Source organism: Pseudarthrobacter cremeus (assembly GCF_051857465.1).
Lineage (GTDB): Bacteria > Actinomycetota > Actinomycetes > Actinomycetales > Micrococcaceae > Arthrobacter.
On the sequence record NZ_JBPZHC010000004.1, the window covers coordinates 169,402 to 188,320 of the forward strand.

The following is an 18,919-nucleotide window of genomic DNA, read 5'->3' on the forward strand; positions in this document are numbered from 1 at the left end:
GATATTCAGGGGAAATCTTTTGCTCCCCGGCAGGCCAGTCACAGGTTTGCACTGTGACGGAGCCTACATATACGAGAAGCCTAGCCGCACAATGTCCAAATGCTGGTACTCCGTTGCCAAACCGTAACCAGTTAATCGCCGATAACTAGCCGGGCGCCGAAAGTTGTGCACGTCACATGTTACTTCTTGGTAGTAAATGCGGCGAATCGAGGCCTGGCTGGGAGTCTTCAGGCATCCGCTACGACCTGTTCAACCGCCATTCCCCAACATTCCACCAGATGCCGAGGGGGCCCGGACTGGGCTTGACGCCCGTCACGCGGTTGCTGAAAGCCACCGTCCCCGGAGTCTGGTAGAGCGGCAGGCCATAGGCGCTGTCCCACACCCGCCGGTCGACCTCGGCCATCAGCTCGTCCTGCTTGGCCAGATCAGTGGTGGTCGCCAACTGCTCCATGACTTTGTCGGCGTCGCGGTCGGAAAAGCCGTTGAAGTTGCTGCCCCCACCGGTTTTGAAGATTTGCGGGATCCGCCCGACTCCGACTCCGGTGCTGATCCAGCCGAGAATGGCAGCATCGTAGTTTCCGCTTCCGAGCGCTGCTGCCCAGTCGGAGTTTCCCAGCCCGGCATCCTCCACCTTGAACCCGGCCAGCCGGGCCGAGTCGCGGATCAGGGAAAAAGCCCGTACCCGGTTGGGATTGTCCCGGTTGTACAGGATCCGGATGGTCGGGGCGGCACCACGCAGCTGCGACTTGGCGCGCGGGATGTCAACCTCGGAATACTGGTCCGAACCGTTGTTTTTCACGGTGTCCTGGTACTTGGGGTGGGACGGAAGGAAAACCTGCGAATCAAGAGGTTTGGCGTCGGCCGCGGACCCGCTCCCGGCAATTGCGTCCGCGATCTCCTGGCGCGGAATGGTTTTCAAGAACGCCTGACGGACGTCCTTGTCGGCGAAAGGTCCGGAGAACTTGAGATCAAGATGGTCATAACCGGCCTGGCTGTACTGCACGACCGTGTTGCCTTGGTCCTTCAGCCCGTCGAACAGGCTTTGGGTACCCGCCGATGGCTGAGGGGCGATGATATCCGCCTGTCCATTCCTGAGTGCGGCGACCGCAGCAGGGACGGCCCCGGTGAAGCGGACGGTGATGTCATCGAGGAATGGCTCGGGTCCCCACACGTAGTCCCTGTTGCGGACCAGCTTGATCGACGCGCCGGGATTGATGTCCCGAACGATGTAAGGGCCGCTGGAAAGGTAAATCGCAGGGTCATCCGGCAAGGTCTTGGCGTCGAAGCCGGAGTTCCAGAACCCGCTGATTCGCTTCAGTGTCGGATTGACTTCGGGCTCCGTAGGGTCGCCCCCGGGTGACTCTTTGAGCAGGTCTACGAGGTCGGCCTCGTCACTCAGGCCGCTTTTCGCGGCGACGACGTGGGCGGGCAGTCCGACGTCGAACGCCGTCTCCCAATCCGCGTACGGGCTGGCGTACTCCAGGGTTATGGAACGGCCGTCGCTGCCGATCTCGGGAAAGACGGTGGCGGCGAGGCCGGTCTTGTCGCCTGCTGCCGCGAAGTAAGTGGTGCCGGTCCCTGCTTGCGCGTCGGCATCGTCGAAATAGCCGGATCCGGCCGCCCAGGACAGGAGCAGATCGCCGGCGTCGATGGCAGCGCCATCGGACCATTTCACGCCCTCGTTAACCGTGTACCTCACCTTGAGAGGCTTGTCGGAAATCTTTTCGTAGCGGCCGAATTTCTCGTTCCGGACCACTTTGGCGGTGTCATCGACGTAGAAGAACCCGGAGTGGGTGATATGGCCGATCTTGGCGTTGATGTCCGTATTTCCGTCGGCGCTGAACGGATTGAAGGAGGTGAAGGCGTTCACCTCGGCCACAGTGACGCTCCCGCTCCGGTTCGTCTCACCAACCACCACCGGAGCGCTCCCCCCGGAACCAGTGCACCCTGAGAGGACCAAGGCTGCAGCGACGGCCCCGGTGATGACTTGAATCAAACGCCCCAAGGGCATGCCGTCTCCTTTTGCCTGTCCGGAATCAGACGTTGAATGTCCCCGTTTTCCTTGAATTCTAGCGGTTCAGGGCGTGGACGAATGTCGGCATATCATGAGGGCCAGCCGTATATCGATCCTTGAAGGAAGCCATGCCCGACTCCTCACGACCGCTACGCAAGCTCGGATTCCTCACGATTGGCCTGTTCGATCCTGCGGATCCAGCCGCGGGGCATGAAACGACATTGCAGATCATCGAACTGGGCGAGCGGCTTGGATTCGACAGTGCCTGGCTGCGCCACCGCCATCTGCAGTTCGGCATTTCCTCCCCCATCGCGATCATGGCCGCGGCCAGCCAGCGCACCTCCCGGATCGAGCTTGGAACGGCCGTCACCCCGATGGGATGGGAAAACCCGTTGCGCCTGGCCGAAGACCTGGCCACCGTGGATCTGCTCGCGCGCGGACGGATCAATCCGGGCCTGAGCGTGGGTGAACCAATGCACTACGACACGGTGAAGCACGAGTTGTACCCGGATTCGGCCGGGCTGGAGGACTTCAGCTACGCACGCCTTGAGCGGCTTGCCCGCTTGATCGCAGGCGAACCGGTCCGGGAATTTTCCGGCAGGCAGGGTGTTGTGGAGGAATTCTCCAACCGCGTCGAGCCGCACTCTTCCGGACTGCGCGAACGTCTTTGGTATGGGGCGGCAAGCAAGAAGTCGGCTATCTGGGCCGGGGCAAACGGATTCAATCTGCTATCCAGCAGTGTGATCTTCGCCGACACCAATCAGGAACCGTCGTTTGCCCGGATCCAGCAATCACAAATCCGCGCCTACCGTGAGGCCGCCGCGGCATCAGGTCCGGCGCACCGACCGGCCCGGGTCTCACAGGGCCTCGTGGTGATTCCGACCGATTCGGCTACAGCAAAGCAGCGGGAGAAGTACCAGCGATACGTGGATGAACGCACCCCCCGTACCCGGGCGCCGCAGGGGCCAAAGGGGATGCTGTTCGCTCCCGACCTCATCGGGACCAGCGATCAGATCGCCGAACAGCTGTACGCACACGAGGGATTCCAAGAGGTGGACGAAGCGGCGTTCGCGCTGCCCTTCAGCTTCGATCATGAGGATTACGTCCAGATCCTCACGGACATTGCCACCAGACTGGGGCCCGCCCTGGGCTGGACTCCGGCCGGGTAGTTCCCCGACTGCCTGCGGCCATCATCCGATCATGTAGACCATGCCGCGTCCCTCGGCAGCGAGGTTCGCCGTAAAGGTCCGCGCCTGCCGAAGGTAGTTCACGACAACGCCGAACTCATCATCAAAGTCCCGACCGAAGAAACGCAATTCCCGCAGCCGCAACTCCACGTCCTCGTCGGAGATATGCTCCAGGTCCCCCGCGACAGCCAAGACCTCCGGTGGGGTCAATGTCCGCACCCAAGGGTCCCACCCCATGCCGTTCATATCCACCGAGCCCTCGAACATCCGATAGGCACGACGGGCGATCAGGCCTGGTTCCGCTGGTGCAGTGAGGCACTGCAGCTGCCGCCAGGCTTTGTCGAGGTACAGCATGTCCCGATGAGGCACGGTTTGCTCAAACGTCGGCGTGGCAATCGTGGCACCGTGGTCGAATCCCCATGCATCGGCGAGTGGATCATCGGAGAGAAAGCTGAAAGGATCGGCAAGCGCTTGATCTGTCAGGTTGCCGTCGAATGCGTACGCGTAATATCGGATTCCCATTGGCCAAGCATCGCCGGACCGCGGCCGCACGTAAACGCCATATTCGGGCATGTGGATAACCCTTGTGATGGACTCCGGCCGGGTATGGAAAATCGCGCCCCGGCTGCACCTGGACGCGATTTTTCTGGCCGTAACTATACGTTGAAGCGGAACTCCACCACGTCGCCGTCGGCCATCACGTATTCCTTGCCTTCGATACGGACCTTGCCACGCGACTTGGCTTCCGCCATTGAGCCGGCATCAATGAGATCGTCGAAGGAAACGACTTCAGCCTTGATGAAACCACGCTGAAAGTCGGTGTGGATGACGCCGGCGGCCTGCGGCGCGGTGTCCCCGCGATGGATGGTCCAGGCCCGCGTTTCCTTGGGCCCTGCCGTCAGGTAGGTCTGCAGGCCGAGGGTGTGGAAACCGACGCGGGCCAGCTGGTCAAGGCCGGACTCATCCTGGCCGTTCATTTCCAGCATTTCCCGGGCTTCCTCCTCGTCCAGCTCAACGAGGTCGGACTCGAGCTTGGCGTCGAGGAAGATGGCATCAGCGGGAGCCACCATGGCACGCAGCTCGTCCTGCTTCTCCGGGCTGCCCAGGATGCCTTCGTCGGCGTTGAACACGTAGATGAACGGCTTGGCGGTCAGCAGGCTGAGTTCTTTGAGGTGCTCCATTTCAAGCTTGTCGCTCTTGATCGAGGCGAAGATGGTGTCACCGCGTTCCAGCACCTTCCGGGCTGCCTGGATGGCTGCCAGCTCGGCCGCGTCCCGCTTCTTGATCTTGACTTCTTTTTCGATCCGGGGGATGGCGTTTTCGATGGTCTGGAGGTCGGCCAGGATCAGCTCGGTGTTGATGGTCTCCATGTCCGAGCGGGGATCCACTTTGCCGTCCACGTGGATCACATCCGGGTCATCGAACACGCGGACCACCTGGGCGATGGCTTCGGCCTCACGGATGTTGGCCAGGAACTTGTTGCCGAGGCCCTCGCCCTCGGATGCACCCTTCACGATGCCCGCGATGTCCACAAAGGATACCGGTGCGGGCAGCAGGCGCTGGGAGCCGAAGATCTCCGCGAGCTGCTTGAGCCGGGGATCCGGCAGGTTCACGACGCCGACATTGGGTTCGATGGTGGCGAACGGATAGTTCGCTGCCAGCACCTGGTTGCGGGTCAGTGCGTTGAAGAGAGTTGATTTGCCGACGTTGGGCAGTCCGACGATGCCGATAGTAAGAGCCACGAGCATTGATTCTACCGGTTGCGGGAAGCAATGGCCCGCGGGGCCGGCGCAGGTGACCGCGCTGGTGGAATATGTCGGTTCCGCAAATTGTCACAGCCTCGTGCCACAGTGAGGCTATGGATGCTTTAGCCCTGATTCTCGCCCTGTTGATGCTGCTGGTGGGTGCCGTTATCGGCGCCGCGGCCGCCTACTTCCTCCTGCGAAGGCGCACCCGCGCGCTGGAGGAGGACTTCGACGCCGTCTCATCCCGCCTTTCGGGCGTGAGCGCCCAGCTTGCGGCCGCTGACGCGGAGCGCCGGCTCCTATCCCTCCAGAACCGGGAACTGGGTGAGGCCCGGAACCAGGACGGTAGTGTGCTGAGGGCACTGGCACCCGTCGCTGAGAAACTCAGCGCGGTCCAGCAGCAGGTAGCGCTCCTGGAACGCGACCGCTTGGAACAGTACGGCCAGCTCGCCCAGCAGCTTCAGGAAGCAAGGCTGTCCGACGCCCAGCTCATCCGCACCACCCATGCCCTGGAGTCGGCGCTTCGGTCCAACAGTGCGCGCGGGCAGTGGGGTGAGGTGCAGCTCCGCAGGGTGGTTGAGGCCTCAGGCATGTTACGGCACGTGGACTTCCTTGAGCAGGTCCACAGCACTGGCTCTGACTCTGCGCTCCGGCCTGACCTGGTGGTCCAGCTGCCCGGCCAGAAGCAGCTGGTGGTGGACGCCAAGGTGCCGCTGTCTTCCTACCTGGAGGCCCAGGAACTGGGTATGCAGCACGTGCCGGGCGCCCCGGCAAGGAACCCCGGCAGCCAGCAGTCCCTGCTGGCTGCCCACGCGAAGGCCCTGCGCGCCCATGTGGACTCCCTGAGCAGCAAGAAGTACTGGGACATTCCGGGGAACTCCCCCGAGCTGGTCATCTGCTTCCTGCCTGCCGAATCCATCCTGGCGGCCGCCTTGACTGCAGATGCGACCCTCCTGGACCATGCATTGTCCAGGAATGTGGTCCTCGCCTCACCAAGCACCCTGCTGGCAGTGCTGAAGTCGGTGGCTTTCACCTGGCGGCAGGATGTGCTGACGGACAGTGCGAGGGAGCTGTTTGACCTCGCCCGGCAGCTGTATGAGCGCATGGGAACGCTGGGCGAGAACGTGAGCAAGCTGGGCACGTCCCTGAAGTCTTCAGTCGACCGCTACAACTCGATGGTCGGCACCCTGGAAGCGCGGATCCTGCCGACGGCACGCAAGCTCAATGCTTTGGACGAAGCGGGCCTGGTAACGCCGGCGGCCCTGGAGGTGACCCCCCGTTCACTGGCTGCCCCCGAGCTCCAGGAGGATGACACCGCCGCCTGATGCCGGCTTTGCCGCCTGACGACAAACCGGGGGTTTCAGTTTGGACGGTCACCAGTCAGTTGCGGGACCGTCCGCTGTGGGCGCGCTACCTGCGCGCGTTAGCCGGGGCCGGCTAACTGCGGGACCGGCGGCCGCCCAGGGCCCGGCTGACGTCGCCGGCTTCCTTGAGGGTTGCCCGGAGCTCCTTGGGCAGAGAGAAGAGGAGGTCTTCCTCGGCCGTGACCACTTCTTCCACCGAGCCGTAGCCGTAATCGGCCAACAACCGCAGCACGTCCTTGACCAGAACCTCGGGCACTGACGCTCCGGAGGTGACACCGACTGTTGCCACGCCTTCGAACCAGGCTTCGTCCACCTCATTGGCGAAGTCCACGCGGTAGGAGGCCTTGGCCCCGTATTCCAGGGCTACCTCCACCAGGCGCACCGAGTTTGAGGAGTTGGCTGATCCCACCACAATCACCAGTTCGGCCTGCGGCGAGATCTTCTTGATGGCCACCTGGCGGTTGGTGGTGGCGTAACAGATGTCGTCGCTGGGCGGGTCCTGCAGTGTGGGGAAACGTTGTTTCAGCAGCCGGACTGTCTCCATGGTCTCATCAACGCTAAGCGTGGTCTGGGACAGCCAGATGACCTTCTCGGGATCCCTGACAGTGACCTTGTCCACTTCGTGGGGGCCGTTGATGATCTGGATGTGCTCGGGGGCTTCGCCCGCCGTTCCCTCAACCTCTTCATGACCGTCGTGGCCGATCAGCAGGATGTCGAAGTCGTCCTTGGCGAAGCGCACGGCTTCCTTGTGCACCTTGGTGACCAGCGGGCAGGTGGCGTCAATGGTGCGCAGCCCGCGGTCCTCGGCTGACTGGACGACGGCCGGTGACACACCGTGGGCGGAGAAAATCACCAGCGCGCCTTCAGGGACCTCGTCCGTCTCATCGACAAAGATTGCGCCCTGGGCTTCAAGGGAACTGACCACGTGGACGTTGTGCACGATCTGCTTCCGGACATAGACGGGCGGACCGTAGTGCTCCAGCGCCTTTTCCACGGCGATGACTGCCCTGTCCACGCCGGCGCAGTAACCGCGGGGGGCTGCGAGGAGGACTTTCTTGGGGCCCGCTACGGGAGCAGCCGCGGACACTTCCTCTGGCGTGCGCCGCCTGCGCGGGACGGTTGGCATCGAAAGGGGCACAGCGGTGGAGGTCATGGCACCATGCTACCGGGTTGAACCCTTACGTGCCGGAGAAGCGATGCGCACCACAATGCCAACCAAGGCCAGGGCTCCGCCTGCAACCGCGGCCGCCAAAGTCCACGTCCGGAAGCTCCCGGCAGCCGCAGCGACGAATTCGTTTTTGAACATGTCTGCGATCTCACTTCCACTCGCCGTCGCGAGCACAGCGTCTCCGGCGAGTTGGGATCCGGCAGTCCACATCCCGGCGAGAAGGAGTGCAGCAATTCCGACGCTGAAAACCACCACCCAGCGACGACGGGCGGCAACCAGTGCCAGAAGGAATGCGATGCCGGCACCGATGGCGACGCTGTACCCCAGTGGCGCGTAGGCGGCGGCTTGTTCGATCAGCTGACGCTGGTTGGATTGGCCGACGTTGATCAGCGTCTGGCCGGGCGGATCCAGTGGCAGCCCCGAAGTCCGGCTCAACTCCTCCACGCCCAGGGAAACGAGCGGGGCGACGTCAAGGGTCAGCGCAGTGGTGGAATCCACCTCGGCCGGGAGGCTTTCGGGGTCCGCGAAGCTCAGGCGGTGGCTCCTTCGGAGTGTCTCTTCCCAGGCGGCGGGGTAACCCGGCAGCCCGGTCAGGGACCCGGCTGCCGACTTCAGCACCGGCTCGAGGAGGCCGGTCAGGGACTGAGGGACGGCGCTGGTGTCAATGGTTGCAACGGCAGCCGCGGCCAGCCGTTGCTGGAACTCATCATCACTGCCCAGCGGCGCAGCCAATGCCACGAAGCCGTCCTCCTGCACCACGTTGCGGTCAAGCCAGATCGCCGGGACGGCCAGTGCGGCGAGCACGACGCCCAGAATGACGGCAACGGCAGAAACAACAGTACGCACAGCAGGTCCTTAATCTTCGGGCGGCAGTGCCATCTTAGAGGGGCCACATGGAGGAACAATGTCAGTCCGGGGTGATACAGGTTATGGATAAGGTTGAGACACAACCCCGGAAACACGACTCTTCAGACAGAGGACCGCCCATGCCACCAGCCACACCTTTCCGAGGGCCGGCGCATGTCTGAACAGGCTGCACTGCCCGGCACGGCACCCTCAACCCTGCCTGCCACCGCTGCTGATACGAGCCCGGACAATCCCTGGCCCCTTCAGCTGCTGTCGCAGAAACTGAAGCTGCACATAGACCGGGCACCGGCCGCCTGGGTCGAAGGCCAGGTAATCGAACTTAACCGGCGCGGCACCAACGCCTACCTGACCCTCCGCGACGTCGACGCCGAGGTGTCCCTTCCGGCTTCGGTCTGGTCCAAGATCCTGGAGCGCCAGAATCTGCCCCTTGAGCGTGGTTCCCGCGTGGTCGCCCTGCTCAAGCCGGAATTCTGGCTGAAGACCGGACGAATCAACATGCAGGTCCGGGACATCAGGCCTGTTGGCCTGGGCGACCTCCTGGCACGCATCGAACGGCTGCGCCAGGCACTGTCCGCGGAAGGCCTGTTTGCTGACTCAAGGAAGAAGCCCCTGCCCCTCCTCCCCCACCGCATCGGCCTGATCACCGGCCGGGACTCGGACGCCAAAAAAGACGTCCTCCAAAACGCCGCGTTGCGCTGGCCCGCGGTGGAATTCGAGATCCGCGAGGTCGCTGTCCAAGGCAACACCGCAGTCTCCCAGATCATCCGCGCGCTCAACGAGCTGGACGGCCGTCCGGATGTGGACGTCATCGTCATAGCCCGCGGCGGAGGCGCCCTCGAGGACCTGCTGCCCTTCAACAGCGAGGAACTGATCCGTGCCGTGGCGGCTGCGGCCACCCCGGTGGTCAGCGCCATCGGCCATGAGGCAGACCGCCCCCTGCTCGACGACGTCGCGGATCTTCGCGCCTCGACGCCCACCGATGCCGCCAAAAGGATCGTCCCTGATGTAGCCGAGGAATTGGCCAGCGTGCGCCAGACGCGGGAACACCTTCGCCGTTTCATCGGCAGGCTGGTGGAACGGGAATCTGAGCGGCTCTCCGCCCTCCATTCCAGGCCGGTCCTTGCCACCCCGGAGGGCATGGTCACCGTCCGCTCAGAGGAGATCGAACGGCTCCTGCGGAGGTCATCTGCGGCCGTGAGCTCCACCGTGGTACGCGCGGCCGACCAACTGGTTCACCTGCAGGCCCAGGTGCGGGCCCTCTCACCCCAAAAAACCCTTGACCGGGGCTACGCCGTGGTGGAGCTCATCACCGGCCGTGCGGCCCGGCCGGATGAACCCTCGGGGCACGCTGTGGTCCGCGACCCCACCCAGGCACCGGCAGGAACACCGTTGACGGTCCGGGTGGCACTGGGCCGCTTCGGCGCGGCCTCCACCGGCGAACTTGAAGAAGGAGAATGAGATGACTGAGGCAAAAACCGGTTCTGACATCGAGGCATTGAGCTACGAGGAAGCCCGCGAACAGCTGGTGCAGGTGGTAGGCAGGCTCGAAGCGGGCGGTGCCAGCCTTGAGGAGTCGCTGGCGCTGTGGGAACGCGGCGAAGCCTTGGCCAAACGCTGTGAGGAGTGGCTCGAGGGGGCAAGGAAACGGCTGGCCGCCGCACGCGACCAACCGCTCTGACCGGCCTGCGGGAAGCTGACCGCATGCGGGAGCATACCGCCTGCGGGGGGCCGACCGGCCTCCGGGACCATGCCGGCCCCCGAACAGTTCAGGACCTTTCGACCAGCTCGCGTTCGATGGGAACATCGAACTCGGCCTTGGGCCAGTCGAGCTTCAGGTCTGACAATGCTCCGAGCACCAGCTGCTGCACGGCGATCCTGGCGTACCACTTTTTGTTGGCCGGAACCACGTGCCACGGGGCCGCCTCGGTGTTGGTCGCGTCGAAGGCGGCCTGGTAGGCGTCCATGTAGTCGTTCCAGAACGCCCGCTCCTTGAGGTCCCCGCTGCTGTATTTCCAGTGTTTGGCGGGGTTGTCCAGCCTGGCGAGGAGTCTGGCCTTCTGTTCATCCTTGCTGATGTTGAGCATCACCTTGACGACTTTGGTGCCTGCGTCAGTCTGACGCGCCTCGAATTCGTTAATGGCCCGGTAGCGGCGCTTGATTTCCTCGGGCGTTGCCCAGTTATGGACCCGGTGGATCAGGACGTCCTCATAATGGGACCGGTCAAAGATGCCCACCATCCCCGCGGCCGGCACCTCCCTTTCGATCCGCCAGAGGAAGTCGTAGGATTTCTCCTGGTCTGTGGGTGCCTTGAAGGCCTTGAACTGCACTCCCTGCGGGTCCATGGCAGCAATAACATGGTTGACGATTCCGCCCTTGCCGGCCGTGTCCATGGCCTGCAGGATCAGGAGCACCCTTTTCTTCCCGCCGAAGCGGGACTCCGCGAACAGCTTTTCCTGGAATTCGGCCACTGCCCCGTCCAGCTCAGCAAGTATGGTCTGGCCGTCGGATTTGTTCCCCGGGTACCCCGGGGTGGCGTCGGGGTCTGAGTCGGCGAGGGAAAAGTCCTTTCCGATCCTCAGTGTTTCGGCTGGGTGCTGATCGAACTCGACGACGCCGTCCATGACGGTCCTTTCCCAAGGTTCCACGTGCCTATGGACACGTGGAACCTAGGCTAGTTCCCTTTGTACCTGCTCAGGAAGTCCGCCATGCGGTTGATTGCCTCTTCGAGGTCCTTGACCAAGGGCAGGGTGACCATCCGGAAGTGGTCGGGGCGGACCCAGTTGAAGGCCCGGCCATGCGAGACCAGGATCTTTTGCTCCCGCAGCAGGTCCAGGACGAACTTTTCGTCGTCGCGGATGTGGAACACCTCGGGATCAAGTTTCGGGAAGAGGTACATGGCGCCCCGGGCCTGCTGTGTGCTGACACCGGGGATGGCGTTGAGCATGTCGTAGGCCTTGTTGCGCTGCTCGAGCAGACGGCCTCCGGGCAGGATGAGATCGTTGATGCTCTGGTAGCCGCCGAGCGCCGTCTGGATTGCGTGCTGGGCAGGGACGTTTGCGCACAACCGCATGTTTGCCAGCAGGCTGATGCCCTCAAGGTAGTCAGCGGCGTCTTTTTTGGGCCCCGAAATGGCCATCCACCCCGCCCGGTAGCCGCAGACCCGGTAGGCCTTCGACAGCCCGCTGAAGGTGAGGCACAGGACGTCGTCACCGGTCAGGGCAGCCAGGTTGATGTGCACCGCGTCTTCATACAGGATCTTCTCGTAGATCTCGTCGGCAAAGATCACCAGCCCGTGCTTCTCGGCCAGTGCCACAATCTTCCGCAGCGTGTCCTCCGGGTACACAGCTCCCGTGGGGTTGTTCGGATTAATGACCACGATGCCCTTGGTCCGGGGCGTGATCTTGGCTTCGAGGTCTTCAAGGTCCGGCTGCCAACCGGATTCCTCATCGCACAGGTAGTGGACCGGCTTGCCGCTCGCGAGTGCCACCGACGCGGTCCACAGCGGGTAGTCGGGGGTCGGGATCAGCACTTCGTCGCCGTCGTTCAGCAATGCCATGAGGGACATGGTGATGAGTTCGCTGACACCGTTGCCGAGATAAATATCGTCAACGTGGATGTTCTGGATCCCACGGGTCTGGTAGTACTGCGAGACGGCGGTGCGCGCGGAGAAAATGCCGCGGGAGTCGCTGTAGCCCTGGGCGTGGGGCAGGTGGCGGATCATGTCCACGAGGATGGCGTCAGGCGCTTCAAATCCGAACGGTGCGGGGTTTCCGATGTTCAGTTTGAGGATGCGATGACCCTCAGCCTCCATCTGCTGGGCGGCCTGAAGAATCGGTCCACGGATGTCGTAAAGGACGTTGTGGAGCTTGGTGGACTGCCTGAATTCTGCCATCCATCAAATATGCCACAGGAAGGATGTACTTCCGTTGAGACGTGAGACACACGAACGACGGCGGCTGCCGCACCCTGCGTGGGTGCGGCAGCCGCCGTCGTAGTCATGTTTCAGCCCGCAGGCGCGTCCTACTTGACGATGCCCTTGTCCTTCAGCCACGACGCCGCGGCGTCTTTGGCGTTTTGCTTCTGGCTGCCGCTCACCGCGCGGTTCAGGTTCACGAGGTCCTCTGTGGTGAGCATCCGCGAGACGTTATTCAGAGCCTCTTTGGCCTTGTCGGTCATTTTCGCCGTGTTGTACAACGGCAGGACCTGCTGGGCCTTGAAGTTGTTCTTGGGGTCCTCCAGCACCACAAGGTCATTGTCCGCGATCGACGGGGTGGTGGTGTAGATGTCCGCCACCTGCACCTCGTCCGTGAGGAGTGCCTGCAGCGTCAGGTTGCCGCCGCCGTCGCTGAACGGCTTCAGGGCCTTCAGTTCGCAACCGTAGTTCGCCTTCAGGCCCGGGAAACCGTAAGCGCGGGTTTCGAACGTCGCCGGCGCCGCCATGGTCAGGTCCTTGCAGACCTTGGCGAGGTCCTCAATGGACTTCAGCTTGTACTTCTCCGCAGTGGCCTTGGTGACCACCATGGCGTCCTTGGATTCGGCCTTCGACGCCTCCAGGACCGCCACGCCCTGGGGCAGTTTCCCCGGCAGTGCCTTGTAGATGTCCTCGGCCGAGACCTCGGCGGCTTCCTTGTCCACGTGCGAGAGCAGATTGCCAGAGTAATCCGGAACCAGATCCACGGAACCGTCCTGTACGGCCTTGAAGTAGATCTCGCGGGCACCGATGTTCGGCTTGGTGGTGGCGGTGACGCCGGCGGCCGTCAGGGCACCGGCATAGATTTCAGCCACGATCTGGCTCTCGGGGAAGTCAGCCGAGCCCACCACCAGCGAACCGCCGGCCGTGCCCCCACCTCCGGCGCTGGTGGTGGCCGTCGACAGCGGATTGCCGCCCGCGCACGCGGTGAGCGCCACGGCCAGGCCGACGCCGGCAGCCAGGCCGGCCAGTCCCCGGCGGGTGAGGTTGTTGCGGACGTTTTCTTTCATGGGGTACCTCCTTGAACAGCAGCTGGCGCAGGCGCGGCAGCTGGGAGATCAGCGGCGGCCTGCTGGCCACCGCGGGAATCAGTTGATAAGCCGGGCGAAAGAAGGACTCTTTGCGCTCCGGCAAGGACGAGGTCAACAACGATGGCCAGTCCGGCGATAAGCACTGAACCGGCAAGCATGCGGGGGAAGTCCTGGAGGACCAGACCATCGAACAGATAGCGGCCCAACCCACCCAGCGGAAGATAAGCAACTACTGACACGGTGGCAATCACCTGGAGCACGGCCGTCCGGATGCCGCCGAACATCACCTGGAGCCCGTTGGGCAACTCCACCTGGAACAGAATCTGCAGCTCAGTCATTCCCATGGCGCGGGCAGCGTCCACCACTGTCCGGTCCACGCTGGAGATCCCGGCATATGTTCCGGCCAGGAGGGGCGGGACCGTGAGGATCACCAGCGCCCACACCGGCGGCATGAGCCCGCTCCCCGCCAGCAGGGCAAAGAGGACCAGCAGGCCAAGGGTGGGAAGGGCACGCAGCGCACCCGCCACAGCAACAGCTACGACGCGCCCGCGCCCTGTGTGCCCGATGTAGAGCCCCACGGGTACTGCGATGGCAGCTGCAATGACCAGCACCAGTCCGCTGTACTGGATGTGCTCCAACAGCCGGGCAGGGATGCCGGAACTGCCGGTCCAATGGAGGGGATCGGCGATCCAGGAGAAGGTGTCCACGAAGATATTGCTCATGGGCCGGCCCCTGCATGTACACGGGCATCAGCTACGTAGCCGGCAGCGGCAGACGCTGACGGGCCGGATGCCTTGACGGCACGTGTCCACGGGGTCAGCAGCCTTTCGAGCAGGACCAGGACCCCGTCCATGACCAGCGCGAGCACCAGGATGGCGACGATCCCCACCACCACTTCCGTGACGAAGTTGCGCTGGAGCCCGTCCGTGAACAGCATCCCGAGGTTGCCGACCCCAAGGAGGGCCGCGACGCTGACGAGGGAGATGTTGCTGACGGAGACAACCCGGAGTCCGGCGAACATCACCGGCAGCGACAGCGGCAGGTCGATGTCGAAAAAGCGGCGCCACGGTTTGTAGCCCATGGCCACTGCGGCCTGGCGCAGGTCTTCGTCAACGGAGTCGAAAGCATCCAGCGCGGCCCGCACCAGGAGGGCGACAGCGTAGAGCGTCAGGGCCACAATAACGTTCAGCGGATCAAGGATCCGGGTACCGAGGAGCGGCGGAAGGATGATGAAGAGTGCCAGCGACGGGACGGTGTAGAGCAGCGAGCTTGCCGTCAGCACCACCGAACGCAGTGTCCCGTTCATCCGCGCGAACTGGGCCAGCGGCAGGGAAATCAGGAGCCCCAGCACCATGGGGATAAGGGCCAGCACCAGATGCTGCCCGGCCCGCTCAAGGACCGTCCCGCTGTTGGACAGGAACCAATCCATCAGAGGGCAGCCTGCCGTACCTGGCGGGCATCCTCAATAACGGCAAGGACTTCCTGCGACCTGACGGTGCCCAGAACCCGGCCTTCACCGTCAATGGCCACGCCCTGGCCGGAAGGCGAGGACAGAGCTGCATCAAGTGCCCGCCGCAGGCTCTCGCCCTGGCGGAACAGCGAGCCCCCGGGGATCAGTTCGGTGTCCGTCCCAGGCCTTGCCCAGCCCAGCGGGTGCATGTCCGGATCGACAACAAGCTGCCAGCCCGTCACGGCCGCGGGGTCCCCGGCGAACTGTCCACCATCAAAAACAAGCGAGGGCACCGGGTGGATCGTCACGCCCTCGGAAGCCGTGAATCCCAGATGGCGGAACCCTCGGTCCCGTCCAACAAAGGCTGCCACAAAGTCGTTGGCCGGGGCGCGCAGGATCTCCTCGGGAGTGGCGTACTGGGCCAGTTTGCCGCCCACGGCAAATACGGCCACCTTGTCCCCCAGCACAGTGGCTTCGTCAATATCATGGGTGACGAAAACTATGGTTTTCGCGAGGTCTTTCTGCAGCCTCAGCAGCTCCTGCTGCAGTTCGTCGCGGACTACCGGATCCACGGCGCTGAACGGCTCATCCATCAGCAGAATGGGCGGATCGGCTGCGAGCGCCCGGGCAACACCTACTCGCTGCTGCTGACCGCCCGAGAGTTGGGCGGGGTAGCGCTTGCCCAGCGCCGATGCCAGCCCGACGACGTCGAGCAGTTCTTCGGCACGCTTACGGGCTTCGGTCCTGGACACGCCGTTGAGGCGCGGGACCGTGGCGATGTTGTCCAGCACGGAGCGGTGCGGCATCAGGCCTGAGGACTGCATCACGTACCCCATGGAACGTCGCAGTTCCGCAGCGGGAACGCTGGTCACGTCCCGCCCGTCCACCGTAATTACGCCCGATGTGGGTTCCACCATCCGGTTGATCATCCGCAGCGAGGTGGTCTTTCCACACCCGGAAGGCCCCACGAAGACGGTGATCGATCCCTTGTCAACGGACATGGTGAGCTGGTCCACGGCCGGATGCCCGCCTTGGTACTGCTTGGTGACGCTCTGGAACTCAATCATGGCCTGGTCCATTCTGCGGACTTACCCGTTCTGTTGGATGGCATCGGACAGTGGGGAAAGCTGGTCATCAGCACACTGATATTTACGGTAACGCAATCCGTTCCCAGCGTAACCAGTACTGAAGGCAATCCGGGCAAGAGAAGCCCTACTGTAATCATTCGTCAGCCCGGACCGTCCGGATGGGTCACCCGGACTCGGGCCGGTCCGCCACAAGCTTCAGGACGCCAAATACGGGATCCCGGTCCAGGACCCGGACATCGGTGATGCCGGCGGCCGCCAAGTACCTCCGGAACGCCTCCTGGAGCGGGACGACGTTCATGCCCAGCCCGCTGCCCAGAATCACGGGTCCGTCGATTCCGAGCCTCCGGAGAGACTGCCCGGCCAGGTCTGCGAGGTCCTTGCCGGCCTGATCGAGAAGCTCCCGGCTCACGGCGTGGCCGGCCGCGGCAGCGTCAACCACCAGTCGGGCCTGCTGGGCCCAGTACCGGCGGCCGGTCTCCGGGGAGTGGAAAAGCGCAATCAGCCGGTTCGGATGGTCTACTCCGCAAGAGGCCAGCAGGGCCGTGGTCAGATCATCGACGGGGAGTCCCTGGTTCATCCGGCGCAGGCTGTGCCGGACTGCCTCACGCCCCAGCCAGTATCCGCTGCCTTCATCCCCCAGCAGGTATCCCCAGCCACCGGCCCGGGCCTCTTCGCCCGCTGAATTCCTGCCCCAGGCCGCAGAGCCCGTTCCGGCAATGACGGCGACGCCGGTGGCGGCACCCCCCGCGGCGAGCAACAACCGGGAATCGTGGACCACAGTAATCTTCGCCCCGGGAACATGGGGTTCGATCAGCGCCGCGAGGGCGGCGGCGTCGTCGTCGGTATCTATTCCACCGGCACCCGCGTAAACGTGGGACACCTGGCCTCCGCCGATCCGGGCAAACAGGTCCGCAAGGTTAAGCGCAGCCTCTTCGCGACTGACGTTCTGGACATTGGAGCTGCCGGCCGACTGGTCAGCCACCGCAACTCCGTCCTCGAAGCGAACGCCGCGGGTCTTCGTGCCGCCAATGTCCAGGCCGATAATGACACCGGCAAGCGGGCCGGGAGCAGCAGTGGGACGTGGGGTCTGGGGGTGCTCGGAGTCAGTCACCGACCCAGCCTACTGAAGCGGCGCGCGAACGGCGGGAACATTTGGAAAGTCTAGGCTGGAACCATGCCACAAGATGCCACGCCGCCAGTCCGCCCCGCGCCGAGCCGGACGGCCTGGGACGGGCATCCCAAGGGCTCTGCCGCCTACGGCAAGATCCTGGCGGGGCTGGCTTTCGCCGGCGTAGCCACGTTTGCCCAGCTCTACTCCACCCAGGCCGTGCTGCCCATCATGGCCGCCGACCAGCACGTCAGCGCGGCGGACGCGGCGCTGACCATTTCGCTGGCCACCGTGGGCCTGGCCATCACGGTGATCCCCTGGTCGTTCCTGGCCGACAGGATCGGCCGGGTCAGGGCCATGGCAATCGGCATCTGCGCCGCAACCTTTCTGGGCCTCCTGGTGCCTCTGGCCACGAGCTTCGGCATGCTGCTCGCCCTTCGGCTCCTGGAGGGCATGGCACTGGGCGGGATACCGGCGATCGCGATCGCCTACCTGAACGAGGAAGTGAACAGGGCCCACGCAGCGATGGCTGCCGGCAGCTACGTCGCCGGCACAACGCTGGGCGGACTGGCCGGCCGGCTGGTGGCGGGGCCGGTCGGAGAACTGTGGGGCTGGCGGGCGGCCGCCCTCAGCGTGTCGCTGCTGGCAACTCTGGCCGCAGTGCTCTTCCTGGTCCTGATACCCAGGGCAAAGGGGTTCACTCCCGCCCAGGCCGCGGGCCTGCGCGGCGCGCTCGTTACCCTGGGCGGGCACGTACGCAACGCCCGGCTGCTGGCACTCTACGTGCAGGCGTTCCTGATGATGGGCGGCTTTGTGGCGGTCTACAACTACCTGGGTTTCCGGTTGTCTGCGGAGCCTTTTACGCTGCCAGGCACCCTGATCAGCCTGATCTTCCTCGCGTACCTTTCGGGTACCTTCTCTTCCCGCTGGGCCGGCGGGCTGACAGTGCGTTTTGGCCGTCGGAACATCCTGCTGGCGGGCATCGTGCTCATGATCGCGGGGCTGGCACTGACGCTGACTCAGGTACTGACCATGATTCTGGCCGGCCTCGTGGTGTTCACGGGTGGCTTCTTCGCAGCGCACAGCATCGGCGCCGGCTGGACGGGCAGCATTGCCACCACCGGCCGCGCCCAGGCATCCTCGCTCTACAACCTGGCGTATTACCTCGGCTCGAGTGTCATCGGTTGGGCGGGCGGCCTGGTGTTCCAGTCGTTGGGGTGGACGGCGCTCGCCGTGTCAATCATGGTCCTGGCCGCCCTCACGGCGGCTACAGTCGCCGTCGTACACCGGCAGCCGGAGCATTGAACTTTCCGACACCCAATCCGCGGTTGACAGCTGATTATTCGGGGAACCCCCGAATTAGGGCGTGATGGACCGGAAACTGGAGTCTAGGATGAACTGAAAGACGTATGAGGAGATTCTGTGAGCAGCAACGCCAAAAACATCAGGCCGGGCAGCCAATTCGAACCGCTGGATGCCATTGATGAGAGGCTCCTCGCAGCGTTGGTGGACGACGCCCGGATCTCCAACAAGCAGTTGGCGGAACTGGTGGGCATCGCTCCGTCAACGGCACTCATGCGGACCCGCGCCTTATCCGAACGTGGCATCGTCCAGGGTTTCGAGGCGAAACTCAGCCTGTCCGCAATAGGCCGTTCTGTCCAGGCGCTGGTCGCCGTCCGGCTGCGGGCCCATGACCGGGATCAAATCGACCGGTTCACGGCCCGCGTCCCGCACCTGCCCGCGGTCCTGTCCACGTTCCACACTTCCGGTTCCGTGGACTACCTGCTGCATATTGCTGTCGCGACCACTGAGGACCTGAGGGACTGGGTGCTGGATAACCTCGCGACGGACCCGGTGGTAGGGCACACCGAAACCACCCTGGTCTTTGACCACATCCAGGGGAACCACGGTCCGCTGCCGGACTAAG

18 protein-coding genes are annotated in these 18,919 nt (G+C 63.9%); 6 read left to right on the top strand and 12 right to left on the bottom strand.

Annotated features, from left to right (window positions below; translation table 11 throughout):
- Positions 1-238: 238 nt before the first annotated feature.
- Positions 239-2,011 (bottom strand): ABC transporter family substrate-binding protein, encoded by a 1,773-nt coding sequence (locus tag ACS5PJ_RS09315; protein ID WP_439434624.1) that lies wholly within the window; start codon positions 2,009-2,011, stop codon positions 239-241.
- A gap of 131 nt (positions 2,012-2,142) precedes the next feature.
- Between ACS5PJ_RS09315 and ACS5PJ_RS09320 the strand changes: the two genes are divergently transcribed.
- Positions 2,143-3,183 carry an LLM class flavin-dependent oxidoreductase gene (locus tag ACS5PJ_RS09320; RefSeq protein WP_439434625.1) on the top strand — a complete coding sequence of 347 codons (1,041 nt, stop codon included), beginning with the start codon at positions 2,143-2,145 and terminating at the stop codon, positions 3,181-3,183.
- A gap of 21 nt (positions 3,184-3,204) precedes the next feature.
- On the opposite strand, the gene ACS5PJ_RS09325 is transcribed toward ACS5PJ_RS09320, so the two are convergent.
- On the bottom strand, positions 3,205-3,723 hold the full coding sequence (locus tag ACS5PJ_RS09325; protein ID WP_439434626.1) for a hypothetical protein: 519 nt from the start codon (positions 3,721-3,723) through the stop codon (positions 3,205-3,207).
- Between the two features lie 134 nt (positions 3,724-3,857).
- A complete protein-coding gene (ychF, locus tag ACS5PJ_RS09330) occupies positions 3,858-4,943 on the bottom strand; it encodes a redox-regulated ATPase YchF (protein ID WP_439434627.1) in 1,086 nt (361 codons plus the stop codon).
- 116 nt (positions 4,944-5,059) lie between these two features.
- Between ychF and ACS5PJ_RS09335 the strand changes: the two genes are divergently transcribed.
- Complete coding sequence (locus tag ACS5PJ_RS09335; protein WP_439434628.1) at positions 5,060-6,271, top strand: DNA recombination protein RmuC; 1,212 nt, start codon at positions 5,060-5,062, stop codon at positions 6,269-6,271.
- 112 nt (positions 6,272-6,383) lie between these two features.
- Here the strand turns inward: ACS5PJ_RS09335 and ACS5PJ_RS09340 are convergent, their stop codons facing one another.
- Both ACS5PJ_RS09340 and ACS5PJ_RS09345 read right to left on the bottom strand, forming a co-directional pair.
- Positions 6,384-7,463: a 4-hydroxy-3-methylbut-2-enyl diphosphate reductase gene (locus tag ACS5PJ_RS09340; protein WP_439434629.1), complete on the bottom strand. Its 1,080-nt coding sequence runs from the start codon at positions 7,461-7,463 to the stop codon at positions 6,384-6,386.
- Positions 7,464-7,472: 9 nt separating this feature from the next.
- Entirely contained in the window at positions 7,473-8,324 is an 852-nt protein-coding gene (locus ACS5PJ_RS09345) for a hypothetical protein (protein ID WP_439434630.1), read from the bottom strand.
- A 174-nt stretch (positions 8,325-8,498) separates the two neighbouring features.
- Here ACS5PJ_RS09345 and xseA point away from each other — a divergent pair, with 174 nt between their 5' ends.
- Positions 8,499-9,803, top strand: a complete 1,305-nt coding sequence (gene xseA / locus ACS5PJ_RS09350; protein WP_439434631.1) for an exodeoxyribonuclease VII large subunit — start codon at positions 8,499-8,501, stop codon at positions 9,801-9,803.
- Position 9,804: 1 nt separating this feature from the next.
- Complete coding sequence (locus tag ACS5PJ_RS09355) at positions 9,805-10,023, top strand: exodeoxyribonuclease VII small subunit (RefSeq protein ID WP_354146115.1); 219 nt, start codon at positions 9,805-9,807, stop codon at positions 10,021-10,023.
- Between the two features lie 88 nt (positions 10,024-10,111).
- On the opposite strand, the gene ACS5PJ_RS09360 is transcribed toward ACS5PJ_RS09355, so the two are convergent.
- The 7 genes from ACS5PJ_RS09360 to ACS5PJ_RS09390 form a co-directional block, all read right to left on the bottom strand.
- Positions 10,112-10,966, bottom strand: coding sequence for a PPK2 family polyphosphate kinase (locus ACS5PJ_RS09360; RefSeq protein ID WP_439434632.1), 855 nt, complete (start codon positions 10,964-10,966; stop codon positions 10,112-10,114).
- A 50-nt stretch (positions 10,967-11,016) separates the two neighbouring features.
- On the bottom strand, positions 11,017-12,237 hold the full coding sequence (locus tag ACS5PJ_RS09365) for a pyridoxal phosphate-dependent aminotransferase (RefSeq protein WP_439434633.1): 1,221 nt from the start codon (positions 12,235-12,237) through the stop codon (positions 11,017-11,019).
- Between the two features lie 128 nt (positions 12,238-12,365).
- Positions 12,366-13,325: an ABC transporter substrate-binding protein gene (locus ACS5PJ_RS09370; protein ID WP_439434634.1), complete on the bottom strand. Its 960-nt coding sequence runs from the start codon at positions 13,323-13,325 to the stop codon at positions 12,366-12,368.
- A complete protein-coding gene (locus ACS5PJ_RS09375; RefSeq protein ID WP_439434635.1) occupies positions 13,322-14,068 on the bottom strand; it encodes an ABC transporter permease in 747 nt (248 codons plus the stop codon). The genes ACS5PJ_RS09370 and ACS5PJ_RS09375 overlap by 4 nt, the downstream gene beginning before the upstream one ends.
- Positions 14,065-14,775 (bottom strand): ABC transporter permease, encoded by a 711-nt coding sequence (locus ACS5PJ_RS09380; RefSeq protein ID WP_439434636.1) that lies wholly within the window; start codon positions 14,773-14,775, stop codon positions 14,065-14,067. Before ACS5PJ_RS09380 ends, ACS5PJ_RS09375 begins: the two co-directional genes overlap by 4 nt.
- A complete protein-coding gene (locus ACS5PJ_RS09385; RefSeq protein WP_439434637.1) occupies positions 14,775-15,875 on the bottom strand; it encodes an ABC transporter ATP-binding protein in 1,101 nt (366 codons plus the stop codon). The genes ACS5PJ_RS09380 and ACS5PJ_RS09385 overlap by 1 nt, the downstream gene beginning before the upstream one ends.
- A 172-nt stretch (positions 15,876-16,047) precedes the next feature.
- Positions 16,048-16,995 (bottom strand): N-acetylglucosamine kinase, encoded by a 948-nt coding sequence (locus tag ACS5PJ_RS09390; RefSeq protein ID WP_439434638.1) that lies wholly within the window; start codon positions 16,993-16,995, stop codon positions 16,048-16,050.
- 63 nt (positions 16,996-17,058) lie between these two features.
- Between ACS5PJ_RS09390 and ACS5PJ_RS09395 the strand changes: the two genes are divergently transcribed.
- Entirely contained in the window at positions 17,059-18,297 is a 1,239-nt protein-coding gene (locus tag ACS5PJ_RS09395; RefSeq protein WP_439434639.1) for an MFS transporter, read from the top strand.
- 117 nt (positions 18,298-18,414) lie between these two features.
- Positions 18,415-18,918, top strand: a complete 504-nt coding sequence (locus ACS5PJ_RS09400; RefSeq protein ID WP_439434640.1) for an Lrp/AsnC family transcriptional regulator — start codon at positions 18,415-18,417, stop codon at positions 18,916-18,918.
- The last annotated feature ends 1 nt before the right edge of the window (position 18,919 follow it).

Coding starts and splice junctions, on each gene's coding strand:
- ACS5PJ_RS09360 (WP_439434632.1), bottom strand. CDS start 10,966: ATGGACGGCGTCGTCGAGTTCGATCAGCACCCAGCCGAAACACTGAGG.
- ACS5PJ_RS09385 (WP_439434637.1), bottom strand. CDS start 15,875: ATGGACCAGGCCATGATTGAGTTCCAGAGCGTCACCAAGCAGTACCAA.
- ACS5PJ_RS09370 (WP_439434634.1), bottom strand. CDS start 13,325: ATGAAAGAAAACGTCCGCAACAACCTCACCCGCCGGGGACTGGCCGGC.
- xseA (WP_439434631.1), top strand. CDS start 8,499: ATGTCTGAACAGGCTGCACTGCCCGGCACGGCACCCTCAACCCTGCCT.
- ACS5PJ_RS09340 (WP_439434629.1), bottom strand. CDS start 7,463: ATGACCTCCACCGCTGTGCCCCTTTCGATGCCAACCGTCCCGCGCAGG.
- ACS5PJ_RS09365 (WP_439434633.1), bottom strand. CDS start 12,237: ATGGCAGAATTCAGGCAGTCCACCAAGCTCCACAACGTCCTTTACGAC.
- ACS5PJ_RS09355 (WP_354146115.1), top strand. CDS start 9,805: ATGACTGAGGCAAAAACCGGTTCTGACATCGAGGCATTGAGCTACGAG.
- ACS5PJ_RS09395 (WP_439434639.1), top strand. CDS start 17,059: ATGCCACAAGATGCCACGCCGCCAGTCCGCCCCGCGCCGAGCCGGACG.
- ACS5PJ_RS09380 (WP_439434636.1), bottom strand. CDS start 14,775: ATGGATTGGTTCCTGTCCAACAGCGGGACGGTCCTTGAGCGGGCCGGG.
- ACS5PJ_RS09335 (WP_439434628.1), top strand. CDS start 5,060: ATGGATGCTTTAGCCCTGATTCTCGCCCTGTTGATGCTGCTGGTGGGT.
- ACS5PJ_RS09375 (WP_439434635.1), bottom strand. CDS start 14,068: ATGAGCAATATCTTCGTGGACACCTTCTCCTGGATCGCCGATCCCCTC.
- ACS5PJ_RS09325 (WP_439434626.1), bottom strand. CDS start 3,723: ATGGGAATCCGATATTACGCGTACGCATTCGACGGCAACCTGACAGAT.
- ACS5PJ_RS09320 (WP_439434625.1), top strand. CDS start 2,143: ATGCCCGACTCCTCACGACCGCTACGCAAGCTCGGATTCCTCACGATT.
- ACS5PJ_RS09315 (WP_439434624.1), bottom strand. CDS start 2,011: ATGCCCTTGGGGCGTTTGATTCAAGTCATCACCGGGGCCGTCGCTGCA.